The sequence below is a fragment of the Steroidobacter cummioxidans genome, from assembly GCF_003104955.1.
In genome coordinates this window covers 192924-205673 of record NZ_LSRW01000022.1, presented here as the reverse complement: position 1 = coordinate 205673, position 12750 = coordinate 192924, and the positions used below count along the sequence as shown (strand labels likewise).

7 protein-coding genes are annotated in these 12750 nt (G+C 60.9%); all 7 read right to left on the bottom strand.

All coding sequences use genetic code 11. The features are described from left to right. Positions 1-117: 117 nt before the first annotated feature. The 7 genes from D0550_RS14395 to D0550_RS14365 all read right to left on the bottom strand — a co-directional run bounded on the left by D0550_RS14395 (position 118) and on the right by D0550_RS14365 (position 12724). Positions 118-1248 (bottom strand): AraC family transcriptional regulator, encoded by a 1131-nt coding sequence (locus D0550_RS14395; RefSeq protein ID WP_116809882.1) that lies wholly within the window; start codon positions 1246-1248, stop codon positions 118-120. A 153-nt stretch (positions 1249-1401) separates the two neighbouring features. Continuing rightward, positions 1402-2913, bottom strand: coding sequence for an alpha-N-arabinofuranosidase (locus tag D0550_RS14390; protein ID WP_206606284.1), 1512 nt, complete (start codon positions 2911-2913; stop codon positions 1402-1404). Positions 2914-3024: 111 nt separating this feature from the next. Further along, the gene (locus D0550_RS14385) at positions 3025-4365 is read right to left on the bottom strand and encodes a family 43 glycosylhydrolase (protein WP_116809880.1); all 1341 of its coding nucleotides are present in this window, start codon (positions 4363-4365) and stop codon (positions 3025-3027) included. Between the two features lie 72 nt (positions 4366-4437). Continuing rightward, complete coding sequence (locus tag D0550_RS14380; RefSeq protein WP_116809879.1) at positions 4438-7416, bottom strand: TonB-dependent receptor plug domain-containing protein; 2979 nt, start codon at positions 7414-7416, stop codon at positions 4438-4440. Positions 7417-7585: 169 nt separating this feature from the next. Then, on the bottom strand, positions 7586-8497 hold the full coding sequence (locus tag D0550_RS14375) for a hydroxypyruvate isomerase family protein (RefSeq protein ID WP_206606283.1): 912 nt from the start codon (positions 8495-8497) through the stop codon (positions 7586-7588). A gap of 5 nt (positions 8498-8502) precedes the next feature. Beyond that, on the bottom strand, positions 8503-10059 hold the full coding sequence (locus D0550_RS14370) for an alpha-N-arabinofuranosidase (RefSeq protein WP_116809878.1): 1557 nt from the start codon (positions 10057-10059) through the stop codon (positions 8503-8505). Between the two features lie 49 nt (positions 10060-10108). Beyond that, entirely contained in the window at positions 10109-12724 is a 2616-nt protein-coding gene (locus D0550_RS14365) for a glycoside hydrolase family 3 C-terminal domain-containing protein (protein ID WP_349770718.1), read from the bottom strand. Positions 12725-12750: the final 26 nt, after the last annotated feature.

Below are 12750 nucleotides of genomic sequence, written 5' to 3'. Positions count from 1 at the left end.
GCTGGGCTGTTTGCCTTTAGCGAGTGCGGACGAGGATGCCATCGGCCAGGGGAAACGCCATGGCGGGAGTGACAGACGGAGTTGGCAGAAGTGACCAAGCAGCGGCTCGGCCCTGCGCTACGCGATGCGGCGCTCTCTGAGCAAAGCGGTAGCGGCGGCAACCTTCGCCGCATCCGAGATGTACTCGGCACGATACGCAGAGGGCGCCATGCCCGCCCATGCGAAGAAATTGCGCGAGAAGCTGCCAGGCTCACTAAAACCTAGCGCGAGACCGATGCCCGTAATCGGCATATCGCTCGCCAGCAGATACGCACTCGCGAGTTCGCCTCGCAAGCGCGTCCTGATGTCCTGGAAGCTTTCGCCTTCGAGCGCCAGGTCGTGGCGCAGTCGCCGAGGGCGGGTGCGAAGGCGCGCGGCAACGACCTCGATCGGCGCGGACCACATACCGGCTTTTTGCAGATCGATCAGCACTTGCTTGGTTTGTTCGTGCCAGCTCAGTCCGAGCCCGGGCGAATCGAACCAGTCGGGCGCGCCTGCATAATATTCTTCGTATTCCGAGATGGAGCCATGGACCAACCGGACCGTCAGGTCGCTCCAGCTATAGCAGAGCGCATCGACCGGTGCGTTGAATGTCACCGGACAGCGGAACAGCGCAAATCGATCGAACCCGTTCGTCTGTAGCGGCCGGTCGCCCTGCACGGAAACTCCGCGCAGCTGCAAAGGACGGCCGATCAGCCAGCTGAAGAAGTGATAGATCCAGACGAATCTGATCCACACCAGAATGTCGCGATCGACGCCTGCGATCGTGTGGTACTTGCATATGTGCTGCAATCCAGCGCCGTGCTCCTCCGCAATCCAGGGACCGACGTCCGTGGACATGGCATCGGTGAACCGGATGCTGACACGCAGTGCTTCGCCGAAAGTCGCACAGTGCAAGAAGGACAGCAATCGCTCGGTCTCGAGCGCCAGTCTGCAGCCTTGCCCCAGGAAGCCGAGATACACGTCATCGATCGAGCTTTGGATGCGACGAACCAACCTGACGAGCGACCGGCCATCGATCGCAGCGTGCGCATTTCCATAAACCTCTGGATCGATCGCCGCATCGCGCAGGATGGCAAGTGGGTCGCGCCCTTTGAGCACCGCGCCCTGAAGCAATCCCTGCACCGCTGCGCCGTCCAGGCCGTATTCCGCCTGCGCATTCCCCGCTTCAGGTCCGATGGCTACGCTTTGAGCTGGCTTCTTGAGCATCAGGATTGCGTGGTGAGAAGGGGTACGGCCGGCCGTGAGTTCTATTCGGTCTGAACTCTTGCTCAGCGACGACGGCCGACAACTTGGCCGCCCGATTCTCACTCAGGCTCTGCAAGCCTTTCAAGGCTCCGGTTGCAAGCAGTCGCTGCAGGGTTACCGCAGTTCGAGCACGACCACTGACTTCGCCGGCACAGTCACGTCGATCGAACGGTCGCTCACCCTGATTCCTTGCAAAGGCACGGGCATCACGCGATCCGGACGATCGAAATCCGGCCGGGCATCCATCGAATCGGCCGTCAGGATGCGACCGGTCGCTTGTCGTGCACGAGCGCCCTGCACCTGCGTCACGACGCGAGCCGCCCGGTTCGGATCGAGGTTCACAATGGACACGTGAATCGCGCCTTTGCTGTCGCGAGAGGCCGATGCGCTGATCGCAGGCAGCGTGACGTTATCGAATGTGTAGTCCGGCCCCGTCACCTCAGCGGGCAGCAGCGACCCGGACTGATGGACCTGGTACAGGTCGAACACATGATAGGTGGGCGTCACGATCATCTGGCTCCCGCGCGTGAGAATCATCGACTGCAGCACGTTCACCATCTGCGCAACATTCGCCATGCGAACGCGCTCAGCGTGATTCTGGAAGATGTTCAGCGTCAGTCCTGCGATCACCGCATCGCGCAGCGTGTTCTGTTGGTATAGGTTGGATGGCGCATCCTTGGGCGCAGTCCACCACGTGCCCCATTCGTTGATCGACAGACCGATGCGGCGCTCGGGATCGACCTTGTCGATGATTGCCGAGTGCTTGGCGATGATCTCGTCCATCTTGTGCGCGCGTTCCACCGCGAGCGCCCACTCCCTCTCCGGAAAACCGACGGCCGCACCTTTGTTCGACCAGTCGTTGCCGGCGAGGGTGTAGTAATGAATCGACATCATGCCGATCTGCGGACTGCGATTGATATATGCCAGCGGCGTGGGCTCGGCATGCCGAAACAGGGCCTTCTGCAGAATCTTCTCCGTCCACGCATAGTCGTCCGAATTCGCGTCGGCGACGATGAGAGTCGAGTACGGCCGCAGCACTGCGAGATACTGCCGGTAGATATCCGAGTAGTACTCGGCCGTCATGTTGCCGCCGCATCCCCACGTCTCGTTGCCGATCCCGATGAACGGAATCTGATACGGCTGCCTGCGTCCATGGCTTGCACGCAATTTTCCAGCCGCGGACTCCTCCGGACCGGTCAGGTATTGAAGCCACGCCTGCGCCTCCCCAGGCGAGCCACTGGTGACGTTGACCGCGAGGAACGGCTTGGCACCGATCTGCTCGACGAAGTCCATGAACTCATTGGTGCCGAAGGCATTCGTTTCAGGCTCGTCGTTCCACGCGGCGTTGATGCCTCTCGGCCGTTGATCGCGTGGCCCGACGCCATCGTGCCAGTGATACAACTCAGCGAAGCATCCGCCCGGCCAACGCACCAGGGGAACGCGGATCTTGCGCAGCGCCGCCACGACGTCGCTGCGAATGCCGCGGACGTTCGGAATCTTCGAGTGCTCGCCCACCCAGATGCCTTCATAGACACCGCGGCCAAGGTGCTCTACGAACTGGCCATAGATGTTCGGATCGATCGTGACTCCCGGTGCATCCGCGCGAATCGTGATCTTCGTCTCCACAGGCTGCGCCAATGCCGGCAGGCAAACGCAGCACGCCAAAATCGACAACACCCGAGACAATGACATCAACCTTTCTCCAAACCATCCGATGACCTTGCGACGGCGGCTCACTCAGCGGAAGCTCACCCAATCCACCTCGACGGCTTCGGCTCCGGCCTGAGTCACGATGAGATCGTGGACACCCGCAGGAATGTTTTTCGCGACGACACTCGCGGTTCGCCAATCGCTTCCCTGCCCGACTTCGACGCGCCCGAGCACCGGCCCGTCTTGCTTGTCCAGACGGATCTCGAGCGCGCCGCCACCGACGGCCCTGGCACGCACTTGGATCGATTTCTGGCCGCCCTGTCCGAAGTCGACTTCGTTGAATCGCACCCACGACTTCGCGGCGCTGAACGTGGTTTTCCAGCCTGCATGCGGGTTCGACTCATCCAGGAACGAAACGGCGACTCCAGCGTCGCTGGTGGCACTGTAGCGGTCGATCTGAATCTCGCTTTTCGCCTCCACGAGCCCGACACCACGCAGCGTCGGAATGACTTTGCGGATCGTGCCGTCGGCGTTGAAGAACAACTTGTCGGCCCTGATCGCGCGGTTCTTGTCGAACGCGGGCGACAGATCCTTGTCGTGGTAGAACAGATACGACTGTCCTTTGTAATCGAGGATGGAATGGTGCACGGTCCAGCAACCGCTTTGCGCCTCATCGAGAATCACGCCAGCCCACTTGAACGGCCCCATGGGCGATGAGCTCGTGGCGTATTCGAGCCGCTCGGTCTTGTTCTCCACGTGCGGATAGGTGAGATAGTAGATGCCGTTGCGTTCGAACACGAAGGGACCTTCCTGCAATCCCTTCTTCGGCAGATTGTCGAAAACCGCCGGCTCACCGTCGATCTCGAGCATGTTCGGTTTCAGTTTGGCAACGAACAGCTTTTCCAAGGAGTAGTACAGGTAAGCAGTGCCGTCCTTGTCGATGAGCACGGCGGGATCGATGCCTTTCACGCCTTCGATGTAAGTGGCCTCGGGCTTGAACGGCCCGTAGGGCCGGTCCGCGATCGCCACACCGATTCTGAACCCGCCGCTCTTGGCGATCGCCGGGAAATAGAAGTAATACTTGCCGTCTTTGAAGACGCTGTCCGGCGCCCACATGCTGTACGCAGTGGGATCGGCCCATTGCACATCCGTCTGCTTCAAGATCACACCGTGATCTGTCCAATCCGTCAGATTCTCCGAGGAGAATACGTGGTAGTCCTCCATGACGAACCAGTTCGGGCGCCCTTTGTACTGCGGCGGCGCCTTGATGTCGTGCGAAGGGTAAACGTAGACCTTGCCCTCGAACACGCGCGCCGTCGGATCGGCAGTGAACTGATCCATGATCAGGGGATTGGTCGCGAAAGCTGCAGTGGCCTGCAGCAGTCCTGCAACACTCACCGGCAGGAGATGACGTAGCGATAGTTTCATGGTTTCTGGCTGGGTTGCGGAGCTGCAAAAAAAAGGCGACCCGGGGGGCCGGGTCGCCTGTTCGTCATCGCATCAAAGAGTGAAGCGCACGCCGAGTCGATACACCCGGCCCAGAGCGTCATAGAGCGCCGGGTTGCTGAAGATCGTCACCCGCGCCGGATCCTCATCGAGCACGTTGTCGACCTTGAAATAGGCGGTCGCGTTCGGCATCAGCTGGTACGACCCACCGATGTCGAGATAGAACGCCCCGTCGACGTGATTGTTGTCGATGGTCGGCCGATTCACCGTAGAGGCTGGGCAGGTTCCCGGCTTGCACTCGATGTACTGGTTGCCCAACACACCGTCGCTGATCCAGCGTTGCTGGAGCATGAACGAGAATTTGTCGGTCTCGTAGCTCTGGATCGCCAGGACTTTCCAATCGGCCTTGGTGTCGATGTTCACCCCAGCGGTGTCGATCGGAACCGTGCCTGGCAAGCCGTTGTCGGTGATGTATTCGCGGATGTGTGTCGCCAGTCCGCGCACCGTGATGGTCCCGGGCAAACCGAAAGCCTGCTGCCAGCGATAGCTCGCTTCGATGTCGAAGCCCGAAGTTTCGATCGACGCGAAGTTGAACGACTGCACGTTGATGAAGTTCGGTCCGTTCGGGTTGTTCAGATTGAACGAGTTACAGGTCTGCGGCAGGACGCCCCGGAAACAGAAGTTGACGATGTCGTTGGCACTCAAGCTGGAGATGACGTCGTCGATCTTGATCTTGTAATAGTCGACCGACACGCTGAAGTTCGGCAGCCACGCCGGTTCGGACAGCACCACACCGAACGAAGTATTGCGAGCGACCTCCGGAGTGAGGGCGGGATTGCCGACCTGATTCTGGATCGCGAGTACATTGATGTTACGGAACGGATCCAGGAAGTTCGGCAGCGTCGTGGTGACTGGCGCTGCGAACAATTCCGAGAGATTGGGCGCACGCGCATCACGCGAGGTAGTTGCGCGCAGGCGCAGCCCATTGAGCGGAGTATCCCAAGTGCCGCCAACCTTCCAGACGTCGATCGTTCCCGAGGTGCTGTAATCGGTCACGCGTGAGGCGGCATTGAGGTTCGCTCGACCGGCGCTTCCCGAGTCGAACAGCGGCAAGTCGAATTCCAGATAGGCTTCCTTGACGCTGTACTCGCCCTCGCCGTTCTTGTAGTTGCCTGCATACCAGTTGTTGCCAGTGTCCAGCAGCACCGGATCGGCCGGATAGTTTGCATCGTAGGGCGTACCCTCGATGCCCGCTTGCGCGTTGATGCCGTTGCCATAGGCATCGGCGCGAACGCGGTACTCTTCCTTGCGATACTCCACACCGAATGCGACCGCGAGCGGCCCTGCCCACAGGTCCACCGGCTCGCCGGAGACGTTGAAGCTGGCTACTGCCTGGTTCTGTCGCGTCCGCTGATACGGCCCCTTGTCAGGCATGATGTAGTTGAACGCTGCGTCCGAGGGTCGCATGCCACCGAAGATGTTGATGGGCACACAGCCGTTCGCCCGCGCGACCGGGTCGGCGCAAACGATGCTGCCGTTCAACGTGGTCGCGTTGATCGCCTGATTGAAGCGACGCGACAGCATGATGCTCTCGACATCGATGTCGGAGAAGTTGACCCCATGCTGGTAGTAGCCGTTGTAGTTCCACTTCTGGCCCAACAAGGGCACTTTACCCATCGCGCCCAACACGAAACGATATTGACGGCGGTCGGTGTACACCTGCGTGCTCGGCAGGATTGCGTTGCTGGTTCCGTATTGGAAACTGGTAATTCCAGCGTCCGCGCAGCGCGTCTGGATGGATGCCGGCAAGAACGGATTGTCGCACTGGATGGTGAGGTTCGGCCGGTTCATGCCGTTGATCGGCTGATTGTGGGTTTGAACCTGCGCCAGATTGACCGTTAAATAAACTTCCTGGTCATCCGCAAACTCGAATCCGACCCGGCCATAGCCGTTGACCCGCTCCAGTGAAGACTGCAGTGTGCGGCCAGAATCGACATTGCCGGACAGATCGCCGCCGACGCAGAAGCCCGGCAGGCAGCCGCTGACGGTGCCGGCCGCGTTACCATCAGGAACTCCGTTCGAGCCATACTGGAAATCGAACGGGTTGCCGGCTGCGTCGAACGCAATACCCTGCAGCGGCCCGGACGTGATCAGGCCGAACTTGGTGTAGTTATAGGGCTGCGCGTAATCGATGACGGTGTATTGCGGCGAGCCGTCATTCAGCACGTTGCGATTGACGAGCGTCCGCTGCGTGAACCAGTCGCGACCACCCGCAAGGCCGACGCCGTACGGACCCGGGCCCACACCCTTTTCATCGTGATACTCGACGCTGCCCACAGCATGCAGGCGGCCATCGAGGAAGCTGCTGCCGGCAGCCAGCTGCGCGACGATCGTTTCATTGTCGTCGTAGTTGGTGATGCCGCCTTGGATGTTTCCCTTGAACCCTTCGAAACGCGTGTTCGTAACGAGGTTGACCACGCCACCCACCGCGTCGGAGCCGTAGGAAGACGATGCGCCGCCGTTGACTACGTCGATGCGCTCGATCAGCAGCTGAGGAAAGAGACTCACGTCGGGCACGCCCGTGACGTTCGCCCCGACGACGCGCTGGCCGTCGAGCAGGGTCAGCGTGCGGATCGCTCCCAGGCCACGTAACGAGAACGAGCTCAAGCCCTGCGCGCCGCTGGAGGTGCTGAACGTATTGGTCTGCGTGCCAGTGGATCCCTGAAGCGAGGGCAACTGCGCAACTGTGGTGAAAATGTTCGGCTGCGCATTGGCGGTAAGCTGCTCAGCGCTGATGACCGAGGTCGGCGTCGGCGCGTTGTACCCGCTCGACATGATGCGCGTGCCGGTGACGAGGATTTCTTCGAGCCCGCCGCTCTGCTGATCCCTCCCCGAGGTAGCGGATTCGGGAGGCGTTACTTGCGCCTGCACCGACAGTGGGATCAGTAACCCGCAAGCCGCCAACGTTTGAAAGCGACTCGACGTAATTCTCCTTACGGAGCCAGCGCCATCCTTGCAAAATTTGTTAAACATGGTCTGTTCTCTTCGATCTGAGTTATCTGTTCTCATGAGCCTTTGCGGATTCATTCGAGACTTTACACATGTGATCACGCGTTGCCGCTCGCCCTCATCGACGAGTCGACATCACGCCCCCCTACTCGCGAACAACCAGTTCGCGCATCAACGATCGATGCGTCACGAGTCACAACACGGCATCTATTGCCGCGTACGACTCGATGCATGCACGCTCCCCCTCCTTGTTCGGTTGCCACGGTCCGTGCTCCATGCCAAAGATGAAATCGCGACCGCTGCGCTGCATCTTGGTCGCGATGTGTTTGAAGATGTTGCCGTAGCTCATCTCCCCGGTGCCCGGCCACAGCCGGCCCGGAACGTCGCCGATTTGAAAGTAGCCAATCTCGCTCCAGACCTGGTCGATGCTGGCAATGATCGATCCCTGGTTACGCTGCAGGTGATACATGTCGAAGAGTATTTTGCAGGCGGGGCTGTTGACGGCACGACAGATCTCGTACGCCTGATCGGCCGTACGCAGAAACAGATCGGGTGAGTCGGAGAGCGGTTCGAGAACCATCACCAGGTCCTCCCGCTCGAACACCTCGGCGCCAGCACGCAGCACGTCGATCGCATTTGCCGTCTGTATGCCGATCGGTAACTTGCGCTCGAACACGCCAGGCACGACCGTCATCCACCTGGCGTTGACGCGCCGGGCGACTGCGACCGCATCCTGACAAGCCTTGGCAAACCTCGCGGGATTGTCTTGATGACCTGTCGTGAACAACCTGTTCTCGTTGCCGCCCACGGCAACTACGAACACGCCCATCGTCATCTGGAGTTGTTGCAAAGTGCGGGCGATCGTTTCCTGCATGGCGACCGAGCGCTGCATCATCTCGTTATCTTCAAATGCCGTGAAACCCTCGTCCGCCATGAATTTGAGCTGATCGACGATGCTCTGCCCTGCATGGCCCACGAACTGACCGAGGTGCGGAGCGAGCCTCAACTTGAACTTGCGCTTCGGCGAGGCGGCGAACAGCGGTGGTGTCGCCCCCAATACAGCCGCACCCAGCGTCGAATGCAGCAGTGTACGGCGTGTAATCATCAGGCCTACTCTTCCAACGCAATCACGGCCAGCGAATGCGGCGGCAACTTGAGGACGATCTTGTTGCCGCTGGACTTCACTGCGAACGGCTTTGGCGCGACAGTCGCGGGCGCGTCGAACGTGTTTACGCTGTCGACCTTCGGCGCCGACAGAATCCTTCCTGCAGCCCGCTTGGCACGGGTCGTCAGTTCAAACTGCGCCGGGCCGGACGGATCGATATTCGTGACTGCCAACCAGATCTTGCCATCCTTGCCCTTCGCAGCGATTGCATCGACTTTCGGCAACTTGATGTCACCGTTCACGTAGCTACCCGCGTCGAAGGTCACCGGCAGGAACGTTGCATCTTGAAATGGAACGTACATGTGAAAGGCGTGATAGGTAGGCGTCAGCACGAGCTTGTCCTGATCGGTCAGGATCATCGCCTGTAGCACGTTGACCATCTGTGCGATGTTCGCCATGCGCACTCGATCGGCGTGACGCGCGAAGATATTGATGTTGAGCGAGGCGATGATTGCGTCGCGCACACTGTTCTGCTGCTCCAGGAACCCTTCCTTGCTTCCCGGCGTGGGCGCGAGCCAGGCACCCCACTCGTCCACGACCAGCGCGATCTTCTTCTCCGGATCGTACTTGTCCATGATCGCGCCGTGCGTGCCGATCAACTCGTTCATTCGCAACGTATGACCGATCAGGGTTGCGTACTCCTGGACACCGAAGCCGGTCGCGGCAAACTTCGGCGGCCAACCGCCGCCGACTGTGTAGTAGTGCAGCGACAGTCCGTCGATGTCCCAGCTCCAGTTGCGCTCCTTCCAGGCCTTCATCACCGCTTCGGTGTACCCGGTATCGCCCGAATCGGGGCCGACTGCGATCTTCAGCATCGGATGATCGGCGTTGTAGTTGCGTGTATAGCGTGCGTAGATGCGCAGCTGATTCACATACTCTTCCGGCGTCATGGAGCCGCCACATCCCCAGCTCTCATTGCCGATGCCCAGGAACGAGATGCCGTAGGGCGCCGGATGACCGTTCGCCGCGCGCTGCTTCGCCAGGGCGGTTGGCTGGTTGGTCGTCAGGTACTCGAACCAGTCGGCGGCCTCATGGGGCGTGCCCGAGCCGACGTTGACCGACAGGTAGGCTTCGGCGCCGATTTGCCGCACGAAATCCATGAACTCGTGCGTGCCGAACGTATTCGGCTCGATGACGCCGCCCCAGTTCGGATTGAGCGTCGCAGGGCGATCGGCCAGCGGACCGATGCCATTGCGCCAGTGATATTCATCCGCGAAGCAGCCGCCCGGCCAACGCACGTTGGGCACGCGAAGCTCCTTGAGTGCCGCAACCACGTCATTGCGAATGCCCCGCGTATTTGGGATGCGTGAATCCGGCCCGACCCAGACGCCCTCGTAGACACCGCGGCCCAGATGCTCGGCGAATTGACCGAACAACTGCCGATCGATCTTGGCGCCGGGCTTGTCGGTCTCGACCTTCAGCGTGACGCTCTGCCCATACGCTGCACCAGCGGACACCGTTACACCGACCAAGAGCGCTGATAGTGCTGCCTTCAGATTCATTAGGGCCTCTACGTCCTGCTAATTACTCGTGCCGAGAATGTCGATACGATCAAAGTGCCAGAGGGACGACATGCGTCGTCACGAACGCACTGGATTGCACGGGCACACCCGATCCCGGCTGTCCGGATCCGATGCTCACACGGTGCTCGCCGGCGAAGATCTGCCGTACCCCATCCCGTGTCACAAAGCTCAGATCACGTGGAGTGAGCTCGAACGTGACGGTCCGCTGCTCACCTGGCTTGAGCTCGAAACGTTGAAAGCCCCGCAACGCTAGTCGCGGCGCGCCTTCGAAGTGCGGCGGATCCAGATACAGCTGAGCCACCTCTTCGCCTGCTCTGCTGCTCGTGTTTCGAACCGTGGTAGTGACACGCAGCCCACGTTCCGGAGCGCCGTCCACCGGTTGTATGCTCACCGCGCCGTACTCGAACGTCGAATAGCTCAAGCCGTAGCCGAACGGGTACACGGGCGTACCGGCGAAATATCGGTAGGTGCGACCTTGCATCGAGTAGTCCTCGAAGTGCGGCAGATCGGCGACGCTACGATAGAACGTCAGCGGCAGTCGGCCCGCCGGATTGGTCTTGCCAGCGATGACATTGCCGATCGCAAGTCCGCCGGCCTGCCCTGCGTACCAGGCTTCGACGATGGCAGCGGCGTGCTGCTTGGGCCACGACAGATCGAGCGTGCTGCCGTTCATGAGCACGACGATCAGCGGCTTACCCAGGGAGCTCGCCAGTTCGAGCAGCTGGCGTTGATCGGCGAGCAGATCGATGGATGTCTTGTCGCCGCCCGAGAACCCTTCCAGCTCGACCTTCATCTCCTCTCCCTCGAGATTGGAATTCAGGCCAACGGCGGCGACGATTACGTCCGATTGCGCGGCAGCGGCGCGCAGGTCTGCTTCAGGCTGAGTAGAAACGCGTTTCCAAAGGACTTCGACGCCGGACAGCAACAGCGCATCCGCGCTGACGCGAATCGGATAGCGCCGTCCCTTCTCCAGCTCGATAGTCGTCATCTCGGAGCGCGTGCCCCACGGCTGGTTGCGATGGCGGGCGAGCACCTTGCCATCCAATGTGAGCTCCGCATTGGGTCCGCTGAGCGCGATTCGATAAGTGCCGCTTTCTGGAGGCACGACGAAGCCCGTCCACACCACGCGGTAATACTCCGACAGTTGCGCGTGCTCGTTGCCGCGCATGGCAATGCCCGGCTCGACGCGAGTGACCGTCGGTTTGCTCCTGAACTTCACCTTGCTGGCGTGCTCGGCGAAAGCGGCGTGTGAGGCGAACCGTTTGGGCTGTGCTTCCGCGGCGTCATAGTATTCCGCCAGCAATCCGGGCTCACCGCGCGGCGAGCGCAACGCCGTGGTCGGGATGGGATCGCCATCGGTAATCGACGCCGACCAGGGCACGTGCGTCACGGTTGCCTTCGGCAAAGCACGACGCAAACCATCGACCAGTGAGACTGGTGGACTCGATAGCGCCGATGAATAGTTCCCACGCAGCACGCGCGTAGCATCGGCGTGGGGCCCGATGACGGCGATGCGCTCGGTGCCTTTCAGTGGCAGCACCCCATCATTCTTCAACAGCACCAGACTCTTCTCGGCACTTTTCAATGCAAGCGCATCGCGCTCCGGCGTGGTCACTACATTGGGCGGGGTGTTGATTGGCGGCCGGCCCTCCAGGCCCGGCAGATCGCCGTTGCGGTAACGCGCGGAGAACAATCGGATCAGCGCCTGATCGATATCCTGCATGCTGATCATGCCGCGCTCGTAGGCCTGCTGGTAGCGGGCACCCAGACCGTCGATATCGAACAATGTGGCATTGCTGCACTCGCTGTCGACTCCCGCTTTGAGCCCGGCCGCGACCGCCGCGACGGCATCGGGCGCGAACTTGTGGTTGTCACTGATGTCTTTGACGGCATCGCAGTCGGACACGATGTAGCCATCGAACTTCCACGCGTCACGCAGGAGATTTTTTAACAGCAGATCGCTGGCACATGCCGGCGCGCCGTTGACGCGGTTGTAGGCACACATGATCGATCCCGCCTTACCCTCGACGATCGCCGCGCGAAACGCGGGGAGATAGGTATCTTCGAGATCGTGCGGCGTCACGAACACGTTCGCTTCGTGGCGCGTCGACTCGGGGCCGCTGTGGACCGCAAAATGCTTGGGCGAGGCGACCACGTCGGGACGTTCTGGATCGGGGCCTTGCATGCCGCGCACGTACGCCACACCGAGGCGTGCCGTGAGGAATGGATCCTCACCGTACGTTTCCTGTCCACGACCCCAGCGCGGATCGCGAAAGATGTTGATGTTGGGCGACCAGGTATCGAGCCCGGTGCCGATGCGGCCCAACTTCCCCGTCTTGCGTCCCAGCGCATGCAGCGCGCGCACTTCGACGCTGATTGCCGCCGCAACGTCGTGCATCATGGCTTCATCAAACGACGCTGCAAGCCCGATCGGCTCGGGAAAATTCGTGGTCGGCACCGGGCCCATTGCACCGTGCAGCGACTCGGTCCACCAGTTGTATGCGGGCACCTGCAGGCGCGGGATCGCCGGCGCCGTGTTGAGCAGTTGCTCGACCTTCTCCGCCAGTGTCAGCTGCTCGACCAGCGCTTTTGCCTTTTCATCGGCGCGCGCTCGCAAAGAGACCTCACTGGCATTGGAGGCCATCGTCACGCCGCTCGATGCCAGGCATA

Coding starts and splice junctions, on each gene's coding strand:
- D0550_RS14395 (WP_116809882.1), bottom strand. CDS start 1,248: ATGCTCAAGAAGCCAGCTCAAAGCGTAGCCATCGGACCTGAAGCGGGG.
- D0550_RS14385 (WP_116809880.1), bottom strand. CDS start 4,365: ATGAAACTATCGCTACGTCATCTCCTGCCGGTGAGTGTTGCAGGACTG.
- D0550_RS14380 (WP_116809879.1), bottom strand. CDS start 7,416: ATGTTTAACAAATTTTGCAAGGATGGCGCTGGCTCCGTAAGGAGAATT.
- D0550_RS14375 (WP_206606283.1), bottom strand. CDS start 8,497: ATGATTACACGCCGTACACTGCTGCATTCGACGCTGGGTGCGGCTGTA.
- D0550_RS14370 (WP_116809878.1), bottom strand. CDS start 10,059: ATGAATCTGAAGGCAGCACTATCAGCGCTCTTGGTCGGTGTAACGGTG.
- D0550_RS14365 (WP_349770718.1), bottom strand. CDS start 12,724: ATGGCCTCCAATGCCAGTGAGGTCTCTTTGCGAGCGCGCGCCGATGAA.